The organism is Sphaerisporangium rufum, from assembly GCF_016863395.1.
Classification (GTDB): domain Bacteria; phylum Actinomycetota; class Actinomycetes; order Streptosporangiales; family Streptosporangiaceae; genus Sphaerisporangium; species Sphaerisporangium rufum.
Map to the genome: position 1 here is coordinate 37,101 of NZ_BOOU01000010.1, position 16,069 is coordinate 53,169.

Genomic DNA, 16,069 nt, shown 5'->3' on the forward strand with positions numbered 1-16,069 from the left:
GGATCGCCGGGCGGGAGACGGCCGGGAGACGGCCGGGAGACGGCCGGGAGACGGGTGGTGCCGGCGCGCGGGGGCGCGCCGAGCGTGCGCCGCCTGCCGGGCGCGCCCGCGGCGGGACGCGCCCGGATGGCGCGATGTCAGCGCGTCAGGCCGGAACCGCCGGTCACGGCGCCGGCGGCGGGGTCGGCGACGACGGCGTCGGCGTTATGGTCGGCGGGATGGTCGGGCGCGGCGGGACGTAGGTGTAGGGGTTGGACGGGGTGGTCAGGGTGCCGTCTGGGTTGTGCGCCACCACCTGCCAGGTATAGGTGTTAACGGCGTCGACCCCCGCCAGCGTGCGCGTGAGTCCGTGCTCGTAGCTGTACACCCAGCCGGTCGGCGTCCGGCGGAACAGGGAGTGAGAGATCGGCGAGGTGATCTGCCCGTTCCAGGTGATCAGGATGGTCTGGTAGTCGGCCATGCCGGCGTAGCGCAGGTCGGTGTCGGGTTCCGGCGTCACCGTGCCCGGGGTGGGGCTCGGCGCCGGTCCCCGCCGGGTGGCCGTCCCCTTGGCGAGCAGCGAGGCCAGGCCGCGGTTGCCGGCCGCGTCCACCGCGACCACGTTGAACAGGTAGTCCGTGCCGGGCGTCAGCCCGGTGACCAGAGCGTTGACCTGGACGTGCGAGACGGAGACGACGGTGGCGCGCACCGGGTTCCACGTTCTGGAGGCGGCGTCGGGTGAGTACTTCCAGCCGAACACCTCGTATCGGACGACCCTCACATTGTCGGTCGAGGGTGTCCAGCGCAGGCCGACGGCGCCGTTGCGCGGGACGCTGTAGGCGGTGAGCCCCATGGGCTCGCTGGGCGCGGTGGTGTCGGCGGCGACCGCGCCGGCCTGCGCCTTTGTGGCGACGGTGGTGCCGGAGGCGGGCGCCTGGGCGGCGCCGAGGACGGCGGCGGTGGTCGTGGCCGCGACGGCGCCGATCAGCAGGCCGCGCAGCGCGGCTCCGCGGTGACGAGCAGATGGCATGACATGCCTTTCTCATCGGGTGGCCAGGTGCTGGGCGCCCTGGCCTTGACTGCCGGACTCAGCGGTCCCGGTGGACGCGTACCAGGTCCTTGAGCGGTACCGGCCGGGCCGGCTCCCGGCGGGAACGGTTCACCGGCCGGAAGGCCGGCGTACCGTGAGGTCGACGGATGGGTGGGGCGCCGGCGGCGTGGTCCACCCCACGCGCGGGCGGCGCCGGTGGCGCGGCTCCCCGCGGCGGCGGGCCACGGTGCCGGCCCGGACCGGGCGGGCCGTCACCAGGGTGACGACGGCCCTCCCGGTGCGCACGGCGTCGGCTCGTCGTGCACCGACCGCCGTTCAGGGTGAGGGCGGTGGGCCGGGTACGGCGTCAGCTCGCCGTGCAGGGACCGCCGTTCAGGGTGAAGGCGGTGGGTTGCGGGTTGCTCCCGGCGGAGGTGCCGTTGAAGCCGATCAGCAAGGACTGCCCGGGGTCGATCCGGGCGTTCCAGCCGAGCCCGGTCGCCGAGACCGCCGTGCCGGACTGGGCCCAGGTCGCCGACCAGCCCGACACCAGGCGCTGGGTGGTGAGCGGGAAGGCGAACCCCAGCCGCCAGCCGATGATCGGCGTGCTCCCGGTGTTCCTGATGGTGATCCAGACGGTGAACCCGGGGTCCCAGCCGGTCGCCCGGTAGGCGACGTCGCAGGCGGGCGTGACCGTCGGGGTCGGGGTCGGGGTCGGGCTGCCCGGCGGCTTCGTCGGGTAGGCGTACTGGTAGGTGGCGGCGTTGGACGGGCCGCTCAGCGTGCCGGTCGCGTCGTGTGCCACCACCTGGAAGGTGTAGGCGTAACCGCCTTCGGTCCGGGCCTGCGTGCGCGGCAGCGTGCTCTCCACCTCGTGGCGCCATTCGGTGGCCGAGCGGCGGAAGGCCGAGTAGGTGATCGCGGGCCCGGCGTTGTTGCCGCTCCACGACAGCCACACCGGGTCCGGCGTCGGGCCGTAGGAGATGGCCAGGTTGGACGGCGCGACCGGGGTGGCGGGGACCGGGCTCGGCCGCGGCGTCGGCGGCTCCGACATGGCCTCGGCCTGCGCCAGCAGCGTGGGCACGCTCCGGTTCCCGGCGGCGTCCACCGCCACCACGTAGAACAGGTAGTCCTGGTACGGCGTCAGGCCGGTCGCGTAGACCTGGACCTCGTTCTCCGGAGACGGGGTGACCGGGAAGGTCTGCACCCGGCTGAACGGGACGTCCCCGCTGCCGCTGAACGACCAGGCGTACACCTCGTAGCCGGTGACGCCCACGTCGTCGGTGGACGGCTTCCAGCGCAGGCCGACCGCGCCGTTGGAGTAGACGGTGAAGGGGGCGAAGTCGCCCGGCGTGCTGGGCGGGGTGGTGTCGGCGTCGGCCATGCCCGCCCGTGCCCGGACGAGCGCCGCCGGCTCGGCGGCGGGCGCGCCGGCGTGCCTGGCGGCGGCGGGTACGGCGGCGGGGGTGGAGCCGGCGGCGGCCGGGCCGGCGCCGAGCACGGCGGCGGTGGCGGCCGCCACGACCGAGCCGATCAGCAGGCCGCGCACGGCGGCCCCTCGATGGCGGGCGAAGGGCATGGCTAGCCTCTCTTGTCGGGCGGCCAGGATGCTGGGCGGGGCCTGGCCGCGAGGTGCCGGTCAAGAGGGGTGGAGCCGTCGGACGCGTACGCGACGCCGGTGCGGCCGGCCGCCGGGACGCGATCCGCCCCGCGGGCCCGGCCGGAGCCTGGCCACCGTTCGCCGCGCCGACTCCCCCGTAGCGGGCCATCCCCCGGGAAGGCCCTGCCGAGATCGTCTGGCGCCGGATTGATCGGGTCAATGGTCGCCCGAGCGGAAACGCGTCGAGGGAGGTCAGCAGCGGTACGTCGTTGATTGGTGCCTGAAATTTTCAGATATGAAACGAACCGTTTCGGTGCCTACCCTTCCGTCGACGGCACGTCGCTCCACCGGAACCATGCGTCCGGCCCGCTGATGTGGAGGAGAAAGCCGGCCACCGGCCGGCCGTCCGGAGCCACCAGCTCCATCTCGTCGGCGATGCGCGCGTACGCCGCCTCCCAGGCGTCGTGATCGATCTCTTCTCCCGATTCGATGACCTCGAGGAGGGCCAGTTCTTCGGCGAACAGCGGTTCCACCGCCGCGTATCCGGCACGGGCCGCGAAGCGTCCGGACAGCCACGGGAAATCCCCCGAGTCCACCCGGATCTCGCCTATTACCTCTCCGCCACGGCGCAAGCGCCAGATCTGTTCCTCCATGCGCCGGACGTTACCGCCCCTTCGGGCCGGGGGCGGTACCGGTCAGTCAGCGGTCGTAGTACGGCGTGAGCGTGCCGGCCAGGAAGGGGAACACCTCGGTGACGTCCACCTTCACCGCGAACCGCTCCGGAACGCCGGTGGCGCGGTCGGCGAAGGTGAACACCACGTTCACCAGCGTCCGCACCCCGGACAGCCGGGAGGGGAGCACCTCCACGCCGGTCAGCGCCGAGCCGCGCGCGAACTGCTCGGTCGCCCGCGCGTAGACGAGCGGATAGCGGACGGTCAGGTAGTTCAGCGCCCGGTGCTCGTCGGCGGCGCCCGCGTTGTCGGCGAGCCGGGAGAGCCGGGCGAGAACCTCCCGGGCGGCGGCACGGAAGGCGTCCTCCGGCAGGTCGTCCGGGCACGGGATCGCCGCCAGGAACGACTCGGTGTCGAACGAGTAGATCTGGTCGAAGGCCACCATCGGCACGACCAGCCCGTTGCACCGGTCCGCGGGCGCCGGCGGCCCCAGCGCCCCGATGACCACGTCGACGTCCTGCGCCGCCGGCGCGGGCCGGACCGCGTCGATCAGCAGGTCCAGGTCGGTGGCGTCCCGGGGCACCAGCAGGTAGGTGTCCATCCCCTCGACGGTGAGGACCCAGCACAGCTTGCGGACCAGGTACCGGTTGGCCGGGTCGGCGAGCACCTCGCGGGTCGCCTGCCGGTCGGTCAGCCCGAGCGTGTCCGCCCGCCCGACGGCCTGCGCGAACTCCTTCTCGACGCCCAGGCTGGGGAATCGGGGTTCGATCCGGCCGATCGCGTACACGAATCGCGGCCGCGCGGCCGGGGGCGCCGGATCGAGCATGCCGGTCGCCGCCGGTTCGACGGGCGTCCCGGCCGGTTCCTCCGAAGCGGTGAGCATGGGTGTGTCCTTTCAGCGGTGGCAGGTCCCGGTCGGGCCGGGGTTGAGCAGGAGAGGGGGATCGGCGGAGTGCGGCGCCGGAGCCGCCGAGCGCCGGGACCGGCCCGGCGGACCGGCTCGGTGGATCGGCCTGGTGGATCGGCCCGGCGCCGGATGGCTCGGAGCCGGTATCGGGGAGCCCGCCCGGCCGTGCGGTCAGCGGGGGGTGAAGCGCACCAGCCGGTCCAGCCGGGCGGCGCGCTCCCCGCAGCCGCCGCAGGGCCGGATGCCGGCCGAGGTGGTGGCCCGTTTGATGACCTCGCCCAGGCCGATCTCCTCTTCGACCAGGAACCCGGGCAGCCGCACCGCGAAACGGGCCGGCCGGGCGGCCGCACGCGCCTGAGCCTCGTCCGGCTCGGGTAAGGCCGGTTCGCCGGCGGCCGCCGGTGCCGGCCGTCGCCGGTTGGACGGGGCGGGGTCGTCCGCGGTCATGCGCACCCCTTCCTGGACGATCGGGACAGAGCCCGGTACAGGCCGGCCGCGTCCAGCAGCGGCGGCACGATGCCGCGCCGCGCCGCGGGGACGCCGGCCAGGGCGTGCCTGACCACACCGCCCGGCAGCTCCGCGGCGGCCGACCAGGCGAGCGCGATCGCCCCGGTGACCAGCGCGGCGGCCAGGCTGGTGCCGCCCAGCGGGGCGAGCCCGCCGCCCGGGGCCAGGCTGGGCACCGGTTCGCCGGGGGGGCGGACGCCCCGGCGGCCGATGGAGAACCCGAGGTTCGCGCCCGCGAGCGGCTGCCCGTGCCGGTCGCAGGACGTCACCGGGACCACCCACGGATGCGAGACCAGCGGCGAGCCGGTCACCTGGCCGGCGTTGCCCGCGGCGGCCACCACGATCACCCCCCGGCCGGCCGCCAGGTCCAGCGCGTCGCGCAGCTCGCGGTCGGCGAGCGTGGTGGTGACGAAGGCGGCGCTGAGATTGACCAGCCGCACCCCGGCGGCGACGCACTCGGCGATCGCGGCGGCCACCTCGCCCGGCCGGGCGGTGCGCCCGTCCGGCCCGCCGAGGACGCGCCGGACGACCAGGCGGGCGGCCGGGCAGACGCCGGGCGCGCCGCTGTCCCGCCGGGCGGCCAGGACCCCGGCCACCTTCGTTCCGTGTCCTTGGTCCGGTCCGGCGGCCCGCGACGGCAGGTGGGTCACCGCGCCGGGCGTGAACCCCGGATGGCCGCCGTCGACCGCGCCGTCCAGCAGCCCGATCGTGATCGCCGTGCTGCCTTCGGTGACCGCCATCACCGCGTCCAGGCCGATGAGCCGGGCCCACGCGCCGTCGGTCACGCGTAACCGGCCAGGCGCCGGGTGGACAGGTAGACCGGCTGGCAGTCGGGAGCGCCGTAGGAGGGGTGGCACGCCTCACCCGAGACGGTGATGCCACCGGGGGAGTGCGTCCCGATGCTTTCGCAGCTGCCGATCGCGCACGTGCCGTAGCTCGGCAGCCCGTAGAGGAAGCGCACGCACTGCACCACCAGCTGGTTGCCCTCGCAGGTGGGGCTGTCGTAGTAGCAGTGGTCCCAGCCCTCGCATGGGTTGTACGGCTCGGCCGCTACCACCGCCGTGGCGGCCGGCCCCGGGTGGCGGCGGCCGCGATAACGGTGGACGGCCGCGCCTAACGAACGCTCAGCGGTGAAACCCGGAAAGCTCATGGGTGCCCTGACCTCCGCGTGGTGATGGTTCTGCCTCTCCATCGCGCGAACCGCCGGTGGTGTTACGAAAAGTCATCGCATCGCCACCCTTCGAGATCATCCGGCCGACGGGACGCCCGGCGGGCCCGGTGACGGTCACCGGACGCCCGCCGTGCCCCATCGCCGGACCGGCGGCACGATCAGGAGATGTCGCGCCAGGTGGTGAGGACCTCCTCGACCCGGTCCCGAATGCGATCACGGGCGTCGGAGCGGGGGACGCCGGCCATCAGCAGGTCGTCGTAGCCGGTGTCCAGGTGGCGCACGCTCGCCACCACGGCCAGGGTGACGGCGTGCTCGTCCAGGGCCCGGGCGGCGGCGGTGCGGCCCACCCGGCCGCTGCCACGCCGCGCGGCGTGCTGCGCGATGGCCTCGGCCCGGCCGGCCGGGCAGCCGGGGAACAGCCGGCGGATCTCCGCCGCCATCCGGGTCTGGAACTCGGCGTCCTCATCGGCCCGGCGCTCCCGGTCGCGTTCCCGGCGGCGGGCCCGCACCTCCTCGTCGGCCAGGCAGCGCTCCTCGGCCGCGGCCAGCGCCGCCTCCTCGACCAGCACGCCGAGCCGCTCGTACCGCTTGCGCCGCCGGTTGAAGCGGACGACGATCGCCGACAGGCCGCTGGCCTGCTTGGCGCGGCGGCTCAGCGCGGCGTTCCCGGCGGGCAGCAGCACCAGATGGTCGAGGTCCGCGCAGGTCAGGCAGTGCGGGGCGTCGTCCTCCATGATGAGGTAGGGGCCGGTGTCGCCGCATCCGGCGCAGGTCCACTCGGCCGTCGGGGCGACCACCACCAGGTCGGGGGCCTTGCTCTGCCGCTCCTCGATCCGTCGCCGGCGCGTGTCGCTCAGGTCGGGGGAGAGCCAGTGGACGCGGAACTCGCGCTCGGTCTCCTCGTCGCCGCCGGCGGTGAAGCGCAGCGGGCGGCGGTCACGGGTGCCGGCCTGGTAGGTCGCCTCGCCGGGCACCAGGTCACGGGCCCGCGCCCAGTCGGTCAGGTGAGCCAGCGCCTCGCTCATCCGGGCGGCATCCACCGGCGCGAGCTCCTCCAGGCTGCCGGCGCGGCCCTGCCGCCATAGGTCGACGTGCCGGGCGTGCACCCAGCCCAGGCCGGTCAGGACGTCGATCGCGGTCACGTACTTGTCGCCGGCCAGCGCGAGCTCCGCCGCCCGCGCCACCCGCCCGCCCAGTTTCCCGCCCACCCGTCCCACCATGCCGCATCGCGACCGGTGCCTGTGCCGATTCCGGCGTTCAGATCCGGGACGCCACGCCGCCGGCCGCGCGACCTCACGTCCGCCGGGTCATCGGACCGGTTGAGATCATCATGGCCCGCGCCCGCGACGCCGTGACCGCGGGCCATGATGCCGGCCGTGCGCTCAGTAGGCGGAGACCGGGAGCGCGAAGTCGAATCCCGCGGCGGTGTGGCCCCAGACGAAGTCGTAGGGGCACAACCCGTACTCGTTCCGGTAGGCATAGCCGTTGTAGAACAGCACCGAGCACTTGAAGCAGTACCGCCACTGATGCTGGGTCCCGGCCGGCTCACCCACGTCGTGCGTGAGCAGGAACTGCCGCGGACCGCCGCTGCTCGGGCGGATGTAGGCGTGCGCGCCGCCCGCGGGGCATCTCGGTGCGTCGGTGAGCGCCCAGTAGAGTCCCGCGCACCGGTAGCAGTGCCGCCAGTTGGACTGGACCTTCGAGCCCTCGCCGATGCCGGGGTCGCTCACGTTGTACGTCAGCTGGAATATCCAGCCCATGGCCTGGTGCGCGCCGCGGGTGCGCGGGCAGTAACTGCGCTCGACGGTGTAGTCGACCAGGAACAGCCCGAAGCAGTTCACGCAGAACCGCCAGCCGTTCAGCGAGTAGCGGTTCTCCGCGGCCGCCGGGGCGGGCGACAGCGCGGCTTCGGCCGTCGCCGCCGACAGGCCGAGCACGGCCGCGCCGGCCAGCAGGGATCGGCGGGGTAATCGCCGGGTGTCAGGTTCGTGTCGCATGTCTCTCCTCGTAACGCGGAATCGTGGTGCGCGTCGGCCGTGGTGCCGTCTCGGACCTGCGGCACGCGGAAGACACGCGGGGAACGGGCGGTGGGACGATCGCCCACGCCCAGGATGGCCGCGATGGTGGCGGGGTCAACCGCCGGATGACCGGAAGCGTGTCGTGGGGAGGTCAGCGGCGTGAATCGGCGCCATGTATCTGAAAGGTTCAGATACATGGCGTACCGTTTTCGGGCCCCGCCCCTGCTTTCGCCGTTTCACCAGGGGCGGACCGGGCCGCGCCGGGCCGGCCCGGGTGGCGCGCGGGCGGTCGGAGGTGACCGCGCCGGTCGGGGAGGATCTCCGCCACCAGGGGGCGGATGCGGACGCGGGTGCCGGCCCGGGGATGCCGGTCATCGGCGAGTCGTCGTAACGGTGTCCAGGGGCACGCTCGCCATCGGGCCGAGGGGTGCGCCGGTTCCTGGGATCGGTCGCCGGCGTTTGCGCTCATGGTACCCCCGGGGGTATACAGGGGCATGCGAATGAACGAGGCCCTGGTCGGCGACGCGGCGACCCGTCTGCGGCGGGCACATGGCCAGCTCGCCGGAGTGATCGCGATGATGGAGGCGGGCGAAGACTGCGCCAAGGTGCTGACCCAGCTCGCGGCGGTCTCCAAGGCGATCGACCGCGCCGGGTTCAAGCTGGTGGCGAGCGGCCTGAAGTACTGCCAGGCCGCGCAGGAGCGCGGCGAGGAGGCGCCGATGAGCGTGGCCGAGCTGGAGAAGCTCTTCCTCGCGCTGGCGTGATCGGGTCCTCGCGCGACCTTCCGGGCCGCAGGCGGTAGATCCCCGCAGGTAAGGGGCTCGATCGAGTGGCCCGTGGCAGATGAGTCAGCCATGTCCCGCCTATACCCCGGGGGGTATAAGCGCTATCTCGCCTGCGGTGGATGAGACGACTGTGTCCGATTGATACCCCCGGGGGTATCAAGAGAGGTGATCATGATGGAGATTCTGGGGTTTCGCACGCCCGGTCTCGGTGACCAGAGCTACCTGCTGGTCCACCAGGGGCGTGGTGTGCTGGTCGATCCGCAGCGCGACATCGACCGGTTCCTGCGGGCTGCGGCCGAGCGGGATGTGGAGCTGCGGTTCGTGCTGGAGACCCACCTGCACAACGACTATGTGTCCGGCGCCGAGCAGGCGGCCCGGCGCACCGGGGCCGAGCTGGTCATGCCGGCCGCCGCCGCGCCCGCCTACCGGCACACGCCCGCCTTCCACCTGGAGGACATCGACGGCGGCGACGGCCTGACGCTGCGGCCGCTGCACACGCCCGGTCACACCCCCGAGCACACCAGCTACCTGGTGCTGGTGGAGGACGAGCCGGTCGCGGTGTTCTCCGGCGGCAGCCTGCTGGTGGCCTCGGCGGGGCGTCCGGATCTGCTCGGCCCGGAGCGGGCACCGGCGCTGGCCCGGCTGCACTACGGCTCGCTGCGCCGGCTGGCCGCCCTGCCGCCGCAGGTCGGGCTGTACCCGACGCACGGCGAAGGATCGTTCTGCACGGTGAGCCAGGCGGATCGGCATACCTCGACCATCGGCCGGGAACTGCGGTCCAACCCGCTGCTGGCGATCGAGGACGCCGACCGGCTGGCCGGCGAGCTGCTGGCCGACCCGATGCCGATCCCGGCCTTCTACCGGCACATGGGACCGGCGAACACGTTCGGTGTGCCGCCGATGCCCGCCGTCACCCCGCCGGAGCTGAGCTTGGACGCGGTGCCGCCGGAGGCGCACGTGGTCGACGTCCGGCCGCGCACGGTGCAGGCGGCGGGGTTCCTGCCCGGTTCGGTCGGCATCGAGGACGGCGACGACTTCGGTAGCTGGGCGGGGTGGCTGGTGCCCTACCAGGCGCCGATCGTGCTGGTCGCCGGTCCGGACCAGGAGGTGGCCGAGCCGGTCACCCAGCTCGCCCGGATCGGCGTCGACAGCGTGCGCGGCGTGGTCCGCGACCTCGGCCCGGCGGCCACCGCCACCTTCGAACTGCTGGACCTGGACGCCTTCGCCGCCCGGGCCGCCCGCCCCGGCGCCCAGGTGCTGGACGTCCGGATGCCGAGCGAGCTCAAGGACGCCCGGCTGCCCGGCGCCGCCGAACGCTTCCTGCCCGACCTGCTCACCGAAGGCGTCCCCGCCGAACTCGACCCCGGCCGCCCGGTACTGGTCGCCTGCGGCTCCGGCCGTCGCGCCGCCATCGCCGCCACCATCCTGGCCGACCACGGATACACCCCCGCCGTCCTGGACGGCGCCGGCATCCCGGACCTGGTCAGCACCCGGTCCGGACGCTGACCGGCCCTGTCCAGACCTCGACAACCGACCCGGAGAAGAGCCATGCAGCCCGATTCCTTCACCATCGACCCCGCCACCGCACGTGCCCTGATCGCCCAGAACCTGGATGTGCGAGTCGTCGACGTCCGTACTCCCGCGGAATTCGAGACCGCGCACATCGGCGGAGCGATCAACCTGCCGGTCGACCAGCTCGACGCGCACGCGAGTCGCATCGTCGCCGGCATCGGCGGCCCGCTGCTGCTGGTCTGCCAGACGGGCAACCGGGCGACCCGGGCGCACCGAAGGCTGTCGGAGGCGGGGCTGTCGGAGGCGGGGCCACCCGGCGCGGTCGTGCTCGAGGGCGGCATGAACGCCTGGACGGCAACCGGCGCTCCGGTGCTGCGCGGCAGGCGGAAGTGGGACATGGAACGCCAGGTCCGGCTGGTCGCCGGCGGCGTCGTGCTGGCGTCGATCGTCACCGGCCGGTGGCTGCCGGCCGCCCGTTCCGCCGGCGCCTTCGTCGGTGCGGGCCTGGTCGGCGCCGCGCTGACCGACACCTGTGCCATGGGCTCGCTGCTCGCCCGGCTGCCCTACAACCGCGGCGCCGGCGCCGACGTCGACACCGCCCTGGCCGCCCTCGGCGGCGGGGCGGCCTGACCGCCCGGGAGGAGCCATGACCGTCCTGACCCTGGCCGGCGCCGTCCTGGTCGGCCTCACCCTGGGCCTGTTCGGCGGCGGCGGCTCGATCCTGACCGTACCGTTGCTCGTCTACCTGGCCGGCGTCCCCGCCCGGGCCGCCATCGCGATGTCCCTGTTCGTCGTCGGCGTGACCAGCGTGGCGAGCGCCGCCGGCCACGCCCGCGCGGGCCGGATCCGGTGGAAGGTCGGCCTGCTCTTCGGTCTGGCCGGGATGGCCGGCGCCTATGGCGGCGGCCTGCTCGGGCCGCATCTTCCGCCGGCCCTGCTGCTGGCCGGGTTCGCGCTGATGATGCTGGCCACCGGCATCGCGATGATCCGCTCAGCGCACGCCCCCGGCCCGTCGGCGCCGCACGCGGACGCGCCGGTCTGGCACATCGTCGCGGAAGGAGTCGGCGTCGGACTGGTCACCGGGCTGGTCGGAGCCGGCGGCGGCTTCCTGGTCGTGCCCGCGCTGGTGCTGCTCGGCGGCCTGTCGATGGGCACCGCGGTCGCGACCTCCCTGGTGGTCATCGCGATGAAGTCGTTCGCCGGGCTGGCCGGCTACCTGGCGGCCGTCCAGCTGGACTGGTCGGTCGCGCTGCCCGTCGCCGCCGCCGCGGTCGCCGGCGGTCTGGTCGGCGGCCGGCTCGCCGTTCGTGTCCGCCCGGAGCGGCTGCGCGGGGCCTTCGGCTGGTTCGTGCTGGTGATGGGCGGGTTCGTGCTGGTCCAGCAGGTGCCGCCCGGATTGCTCGGCCCGAGGTCGGTCGCCGCCGCCCTCGCACTGGCGGTCGCGGCGGCGGTCACCTGCCTGCTCGCCCGGCGGTGCCCGCTCCGATTCATGGCGGATCGGCGGACCGGCTGAGCGGGCCCTTCGCGTCCGTCGGCGTGTCGAATCTCTCGGCTGCGGAGGTCGGGCGGGTCCCTCTTGATGGACTTATCGTAATTCGATAGATTCCCATCGTGTTTCAATCGAAGGAGGGGCGATGGGAAGGCTGATGGTGCTGGCGCTGCGCGTCGTGCTGGTGGCCCTGCTGGCCGGTTCGGTGTTCGTCCAGGCGGTGATGGTGCCGCTGCTGGCGTCCGACCTGGCGGAGCTGGACCCGCGGTACATGTACCTGCGCGTCCCGATCCTGGTGATCATCGTCCTCGGCATGGTGACGGTCGAGGTCGTGCTGGTCTGCGTCTGGCGGCTGGTGACGATGGTCCGCCGCGGCACGGTGTTCTCGCCGGACGCCTTCCGGTACGTGCACATCGTGATCGGCGCCGTCGTGGCCGCCGCGCTGCTGTTCTTCGCCTTCGGGGCGCTGCTGGCGCCGGGCGACCCCGTCCCGCCGGGCATGGTGCTGCTGATCGGCGGGGCCGGCCTGGCCGCGCTCGGGGTGGCGCTCGTCGTGCTGGTGCTGCGGATGCTGCTCGCCCAGGCCGTCGACCGCGACGTCGAGGCGGCGCGGATGCGGGCCGAGCTGGAGGAGGTCATCTGATGCCGATCGCCGTCGACATCGACGTGATGCTGGCCAAGCGGAAGATGTCGGTCGGCGAGCTCGCCGACCGGGTCGGCATCACCCCCGCCAACTTGGCGGTGCTGAAGAACGGCCGCGCCAAGGCGGTGCGCTTCACCACCCTGGCCGCGCTCTGCGAGGCGCTGGACTGCCAGCCGGGCGACCTGCTGCGCTGGGAAACCGACGGTCACGCCGGCCGGTGACCGGCCCTCCGCGGCGTGATCGTTTCCGGACGGTACCGGCCCACCCGGCAGGTGGTGATCGAGAGACCGGACGCCGCCGGCGAGGTGCCGCCGGCGGCGCTCCGGGTGACCGCCGCGGCGCGATGCCGAGGCGGCCGGGTGCGATGCGGACTAGCGGACGCAGGTGGCGGAGACGGTGACGTCGTAGATGTACCAGCTGCCGTCGGGGGCGGTGTACACCTGGGCCATGTTGGTGACCTGGTAGCCGGTGCAGTCGCCGCCGGCCACCAGGATGTCGGCCCGCGCCCGGGCGGCGCCGTTGTCCCGGGCCAGCGAGTAGGTACGGCCCTCGCCGCGCGCCGTCGCGCCGCGCGGCACGGTGTAGGGAGACGGCGGCGCCGGCGCGCACGACCCGGTCGCGGTGCCGCTGTACACGTAGCCGCCGCCGCTGGGCACCGTGTACGACAGGGTCGCCGACGAGGTCACGCCGGTGCAGACCTCACCCAGCGCGGCGGCCTGGCGGGTCAGCTCGGCACGCGCGCTGCTCTGCGCGGCGGCCGAGGCGGTGTCCGGGGTAGACCCCCATCCGGAACCGGTCGCGGTGCGCCAGGTGTCGGCGTGCGCGGCCACCGGGCCGAGCCCGAGCCCGGCCGCGATCGTGATCAGCAGGACCGCTAATCGGCGGGTGAACGGGCGAAACCGGGATGTCGTCTCGTGCCTTCTCATGTGCTGCTCTTCCTCCTCGCTTCGGGGCGGCTCCCCAAATGTGCGAGGAAAGTGCTGGATGAGCCAGCATTCGCCGCGCGGGACCCCTGGCCGCGCAGTTGGCCGCGGCCGGCGGATGAAAGTTTCGCCGCCCGGCGCCGGGCGCGGGCGGCACCCCGGGGCCGGAGCGCATATCCTGATGCGCCTGATCACCGGTGTCGCGGGCGCCGGGCCGAAGGCGAGGTCCCGATGTCGCGGGCGCCGGACGGGAGGTGAGGTCGCGATGAGCTTCGAGATCGGGGTCTGGTACGCCGACCCGCCGATCACCGCCGAGGAGGCGTTACGGCGGTATCTGGCCTGGTGCGACGCCGTCCCGGAGGCCACCGAACCGTCCGCGCCGGTCACCGCCTTCTACGCGGACCTGACCCGCGAGCTGCCCGACCTCACCGCGGAGAACTACGCGGCCTCCCCGTGGGCCACCCCGCTGACCGTGGGCGACGACTTCGTGCTGATGGACGCGGTGTTCCCGCGCGCCGCCGAGGCCTGCCGCGTGGTGCTGCGGCTGGCCGGGGAGCACCGCATGGTGTGCTTCGACCCGCAGACCGACCACGACACCCTGGAGATGACCGACAGCGTCCGCTTCGGCCCCGGCGACGCCTCGCTGGTGCTGCGCCCGACCCTGGAGGACGTCCTGCGCGGCCTCGCCCACCCCGACCCGCCGCCCCCGTCCGACGGCTCTCGTTAGACGACCGGGGGACCGGGCAGGGGAGTGACCGTGGTGGAGATCGTGTCCTTCCGTACGCCCGGCCCCGGCGACCAGAGCTACCTGCTCGTCCACCAGGGGCGGGGAGTGCTCGTGGACCCGCAGCGCGACATCGACCGGTTCCTGCGGGCCGCGGCCGAGCGGGACGTGGAGCTGCGGTTCGTGCTGGAGACCCACCTGCACAACGACTACCTGTCCGGCGCCGAGCAGGCGGCCCGCCGTACCGGGGCCGAGCTGGTCATGCCGGCCGCCGCCGCCCCCGCCTACCGGCACACCCCCGCCTTCCACCTGGAGGACATCGACGGCGGGAACGGCCTGATCCTGCGGCCGCTGCACACGCCCGGGCACACCCCCGAGCACACCAGCTACCTGGTGCTGGTGGAGGACGAGCCGGTCGCGGTGTTCTCCGGTGGCAGCCTGCTGGTGGCCTCGGCCGGCCGCACCGACCTGCTCGGCCCGGAGCGGGCACCGGCGCTGGCCCGGCTGCAATACGGCTCGCTGCGCCGGCTGGCCGCCCTGCCGCCACAGGTCGGGCTGTACCCGACGCACGGCGCCGGGTCGTTCTGCGCGGCCGGCGAGGTGGACCGGCACACCTCCACCATCGGCGACGAGCTCCGGTCCAACCCGCTGCTCGCAGTCCAGGACGCCGGCCAGGCTGCCGCGGAACTGCTGGCCGACCCGATGCCGATCCCGGCCTTCTACCAGCACATGCAACCGGCCAACACGATCGGCGTGCCGCCGATGCCCCCTACCACCCCGCCCGAACTGACCCTGGACGCCGCCCCGGCGGACGCCCGCGTGGTCGACAGCCGGCCGCGCAAGGCCCAGGCGGACGGCTTCCTGCCCGGCTCGACCGGCATCGAGGACGGCGACGACTTCGGCAGCTGGGCCGGCTGGCTGCTGCCGTATCAGGCGCCGATCGTGCTGGTGGCCGAACCCGGTCAGGACGTCACCGAGCCGGTCGTCCAGCTCGCCCGGATCGGGGTCGACACCGTGCTCGGCGTGGTCCGCGACCTCGGCCCGGCCGCCACCGCCGGCTACGAGCTCCTGGACCTGGACGCCTTCACCGCCCGGGCCGCCCGGCCCGGCGCCCAGGTGCTGGACGTCCGGATGCCGAGCGAGCTCAAGGACGCCCGGCTGCCCGGCGCCGTCGAACGCTTCCTGCCCGACCTGGTCACCGAGGGTGTCCCCGCCGAACTCGACCCCGGCCGCCCGGTACTGGTCGCCTGCGGCTCCGGCCGCCGGGCCGCCATCGCCGCCACCATCCTGGCCGACCACGGATACACCCCCGCCGTCCTGGACGGCGCCGGCATCCCCGACCTGGTCGCCGCACTACGCTCCTCGGCCGGGCCCGGTCGCGGCTGAGAGTCACGTGGATCAGTCCGGCCACCGGCTCGCCGAGACCGCCGTCCGGCCCGGCAGGCCCGCGTCCGACGATGATCCGCGACCGGTTCTCGGGCCCTGGACAACGGTGCGCTATTCGCGCGGCCAGCGGATGCTCGCCGCGCGGGCGCCGGCCCGCGGGCCAGGTTGCGCGGTCGGCCGCACCCGGCCGATCGCGGTCATCGTCATGACCTGCCAGTGGTCGGGGACGTGGAGCAGCGTCGCGAGCGCGTCGATGTCGAAGGCGCGGAACTGGCGGCAGGCCAGACCCATCGAATGCGCCTGGATGGTCATGTGCGCGACCGACTGCCCCAGGTCGTAGGCCGAGAACTCGCTGAACTCCCAGTCGGTGCCCGCTACGCGGAGGTGGCAGATGTTCACGACCAGCAGACCCGCCTGGCGGGCCCAGGGCCGCGAGCTCCCGGCGAGGCAGTCGATGATCTCCTGCCAGCCGGGCGCGTGCCGGAGCACCGGGTGGAAGGCCCATGGCTGAGAATTGCCCGCGGACGGTGCCCACCGCGCGGCGTCGAGCAGGGCCTCCACCTGCGAACCGTCGATCACGTGCTCGGCGTCGAACTCGCGCGGGCTCCACCGCCGGCGCAGCAGGGGCAGGAGGAGGTCCGCCGAGTTCACGTCGTCGGAAACCCTCGTCGCGGTGTGCCTATTCCTTGGCCGGCGGCCGCCCGATCCGCGCGAGCCGATCTCT

19 protein-coding genes are annotated in these 16,069 nt (G+C 74.0%); 8 read left to right on the plus strand and 11 right to left on the minus strand.

Annotation, left to right across the window (positions count from 1 at the left end):
• Positions 1 to 163: 163 nt before the first annotated feature.
• The 9 genes from Sru01_RS03400 to Sru01_RS03440 all read right to left on the minus strand — a co-directional run bounded on the left by Sru01_RS03400 (position 164) and on the right by Sru01_RS03440 (position 7,862).
• Positions 164 to 1,009 carry a fibronectin type III domain-containing protein gene (locus tag Sru01_RS03400; RefSeq protein ID WP_203982353.1) on the minus strand — a complete coding sequence of 282 codons (846 nt, stop codon included), beginning with the start codon at positions 1,007 to 1,009 and terminating at the stop codon, positions 164 to 166.
• 367 nt (positions 1,010 to 1,376) lie between these two features.
• Positions 1,377 to 2,558, minus strand: coding sequence for a cellulose binding domain-containing protein (locus tag Sru01_RS03405; RefSeq protein WP_203982354.1), 1,182 nt, complete (start codon positions 2,556 to 2,558; stop codon positions 1,377 to 1,379).
• Positions 2,559 to 2,926: 368 nt separating this feature from the next.
• A complete protein-coding gene (locus Sru01_RS03410) occupies positions 2,927 to 3,262 on the minus strand; it encodes a hypothetical protein (RefSeq protein WP_203982355.1) in 336 nt (111 codons plus the stop codon).
• A 46-nt stretch (positions 3,263 to 3,308) separates the two neighbouring features.
• Complete coding sequence (locus tag Sru01_RS03415) at positions 3,309 to 4,163, minus strand: cyanobactin maturation protease PatG family protein (protein WP_203982356.1); 855 nt, start codon at positions 4,161 to 4,163, stop codon at positions 3,309 to 3,311.
• Positions 4,164 to 4,358: 195 nt separating this feature from the next.
• Entirely contained in the window at positions 4,359 to 4,634 is a 276-nt protein-coding gene (locus Sru01_RS03420) for a hypothetical protein (protein ID WP_203982357.1), read from the minus strand.
• Complete coding sequence (locus tag Sru01_RS03425; protein ID WP_203982358.1) at positions 4,631 to 5,479, minus strand: S8 family serine peptidase; 849 nt, start codon at positions 5,477 to 5,479, stop codon at positions 4,631 to 4,633. Before Sru01_RS03425 ends, Sru01_RS03420 begins: the two co-directional genes overlap by 4 nt.
• Positions 5,476 to 5,751, minus strand: coding sequence for a hypothetical protein (locus tag Sru01_RS03430; protein ID WP_203982359.1), 276 nt, complete (start codon positions 5,749 to 5,751; stop codon positions 5,476 to 5,478). Before Sru01_RS03430 ends, Sru01_RS03425 begins: the two co-directional genes overlap by 4 nt.
• A 272-nt stretch (positions 5,752 to 6,023) precedes the next feature.
• Positions 6,024 to 7,073, minus strand: a complete 1,050-nt coding sequence (locus Sru01_RS03435) for a DUF2293 domain-containing protein (protein WP_307811950.1) — start codon at positions 7,071 to 7,073, stop codon at positions 6,024 to 6,026.
• Positions 7,074 to 7,247: 174 nt separating this feature from the next.
• Positions 7,248 to 7,862 carry a hypothetical protein gene (locus Sru01_RS03440; protein ID WP_203982361.1) on the minus strand — a complete coding sequence of 205 codons (615 nt, stop codon included), beginning with the start codon at positions 7,860 to 7,862 and terminating at the stop codon, positions 7,248 to 7,250.
• Between the two features lie 515 nt (positions 7,863 to 8,377).
• On the opposite strand from Sru01_RS03440, the gene Sru01_RS03445 reads away from it, so the two are divergent.
• The 6 genes from Sru01_RS03445 (at position 8,378) to Sru01_RS03470 (ending at position 12,533) form a co-directional block, all read left to right on the plus strand.
• Positions 8,378 to 8,647: a metal-sensitive transcriptional regulator gene (locus tag Sru01_RS03445; RefSeq protein ID WP_203982362.1), complete on the plus strand. Its 270-nt coding sequence runs from the start codon at positions 8,378 to 8,380 to the stop codon at positions 8,645 to 8,647.
• Positions 8,648 to 8,839: 192 nt separating this feature from the next.
• The gene (locus Sru01_RS03450; protein ID WP_239136850.1) at positions 8,840 to 10,174 is read left to right on the plus strand and encodes an MBL fold metallo-hydrolase; all 1,335 of its coding nucleotides are present in this window, start codon (positions 8,840 to 8,842) and stop codon (positions 10,172 to 10,174) included.
• A gap of 42 nt (positions 10,175 to 10,216) precedes the next feature.
• Positions 10,217 to 10,810: a rhodanese-like domain-containing protein gene (locus Sru01_RS03455; RefSeq protein ID WP_203982363.1), complete on the plus strand. Its 594-nt coding sequence runs from the start codon at positions 10,217 to 10,219 to the stop codon at positions 10,808 to 10,810.
• 16 nt (positions 10,811 to 10,826) lie between these two features.
• Positions 10,827 to 11,693 (plus strand): sulfite exporter TauE/SafE family protein, encoded by an 867-nt coding sequence (locus tag Sru01_RS03460; protein ID WP_203982364.1) that lies wholly within the window; start codon positions 10,827 to 10,829, stop codon positions 11,691 to 11,693.
• 121 nt (positions 11,694 to 11,814) lie between these two features.
• Entirely contained in the window at positions 11,815 to 12,312 is a 498-nt protein-coding gene (locus Sru01_RS03465; RefSeq protein WP_203982365.1) for a DUF2975 domain-containing protein, read from the plus strand.
• On the plus strand, positions 12,312 to 12,533 hold the full coding sequence (locus Sru01_RS03470) for a helix-turn-helix domain-containing protein (RefSeq protein ID WP_203982366.1): 222 nt from the start codon (positions 12,312 to 12,314) through the stop codon (positions 12,531 to 12,533). The genes Sru01_RS03465 and Sru01_RS03470 overlap by 1 nt, the downstream gene beginning before the upstream one ends.
• Before the next feature lie 150 nt (positions 12,534 to 12,683).
• On the opposite strand, the gene Sru01_RS03475 is transcribed toward Sru01_RS03470, so the two are convergent.
• Complete coding sequence (locus Sru01_RS03475) at positions 12,684 to 13,238, minus strand: hypothetical protein (RefSeq protein ID WP_203982367.1); 555 nt, start codon at positions 13,236 to 13,238, stop codon at positions 12,684 to 12,686.
• A 262-nt stretch (positions 13,239 to 13,500) separates the two neighbouring features.
• Here Sru01_RS03475 and Sru01_RS03480 point away from each other — a divergent pair, with 262 nt between their 5' ends.
• Complete coding sequence (locus tag Sru01_RS03480) at positions 13,501 to 13,962, plus strand: hypothetical protein (RefSeq protein WP_203982368.1); 462 nt, start codon at positions 13,501 to 13,503, stop codon at positions 13,960 to 13,962.
• A gap of 30 nt (positions 13,963 to 13,992) precedes the next feature.
• The gene (locus tag Sru01_RS03485) at positions 13,993 to 15,345 is read left to right on the plus strand and encodes an MBL fold metallo-hydrolase (RefSeq protein WP_239136852.1); all 1,353 of its coding nucleotides are present in this window, start codon (positions 13,993 to 13,995) and stop codon (positions 15,343 to 15,345) included.
• A gap of 111 nt (positions 15,346 to 15,456) precedes the next feature.
• Here the strand turns inward: Sru01_RS03485 and Sru01_RS03490 are convergent, their stop codons facing one another.
• Positions 15,457 to 15,996, minus strand: a complete 540-nt coding sequence (locus Sru01_RS03490; protein WP_203982369.1) for a nitroreductase family protein — start codon at positions 15,994 to 15,996, stop codon at positions 15,457 to 15,459.
• Positions 15,997 to 16,069: the final 73 nt, after the last annotated feature.

Excerpts from the sequence above, each read along its gene's own strand:
- Sru01_RS03480 (WP_203982368.1), top strand. The coding sequence starts at position 13,501 with ATGAGCTTCGAGATCGGGGTCTGGTACGCCGACCCGCCGATCACCGCC.
- Sru01_RS03470 (WP_203982366.1), top strand. The coding sequence starts at position 12,312 with ATGCCGATCGCCGTCGACATCGACGTGATGCTGGCCAAGCGGAAGATG.
- Sru01_RS03475 (WP_203982367.1), bottom strand. The coding sequence starts at position 13,238 with ATGAGAAGGCACGAGACGACATCCCGGTTTCGCCCGTTCACCCGCCGA.
- Sru01_RS03455 (WP_203982363.1), top strand. The coding sequence starts at position 10,217 with ATGCAGCCCGATTCCTTCACCATCGACCCCGCCACCGCACGTGCCCTG.
- Sru01_RS03450 (WP_239136850.1), top strand. The coding sequence starts at position 8,840 with ATGATGGAGATTCTGGGGTTTCGCACGCCCGGTCTCGGTGACCAGAGC.
- Sru01_RS03445 (WP_203982362.1), top strand. The coding sequence starts at position 8,378 with ATGCGAATGAACGAGGCCCTGGTCGGCGACGCGGCGACCCGTCTGCGG.
- Sru01_RS03465 (WP_203982365.1), top strand. The coding sequence starts at position 11,815 with ATGGGAAGGCTGATGGTGCTGGCGCTGCGCGTCGTGCTGGTGGCCCTG.
- Sru01_RS03420 (WP_203982357.1), bottom strand. The coding sequence starts at position 4,634 with ATGACCGCGGACGACCCCGCCCCGTCCAACCGGCGACGGCCGGCACCG.
- Sru01_RS03440 (WP_203982361.1), bottom strand. The coding sequence starts at position 7,862 with ATGCGACACGAACCTGACACCCGGCGATTACCCCGCCGATCCCTGCTG.
- Sru01_RS03460 (WP_203982364.1), top strand. The coding sequence starts at position 10,827 with ATGACCGTCCTGACCCTGGCCGGCGCCGTCCTGGTCGGCCTCACCCTG.
- Sru01_RS03400 (WP_203982353.1), bottom strand. The coding sequence starts at position 1,009 with ATGCCATCTGCTCGTCACCGCGGAGCCGCGCTGCGCGGCCTGCTGATC.
- Sru01_RS03410 (WP_203982355.1), bottom strand. The coding sequence starts at position 3,262 with ATGGAGGAACAGATCTGGCGCTTGCGCCGTGGCGGAGAGGTAATAGGC.
- Sru01_RS03415 (WP_203982356.1), bottom strand. The coding sequence starts at position 4,163 with ATGCTCACCGCTTCGGAGGAACCGGCCGGGACGCCCGTCGAACCGGCG.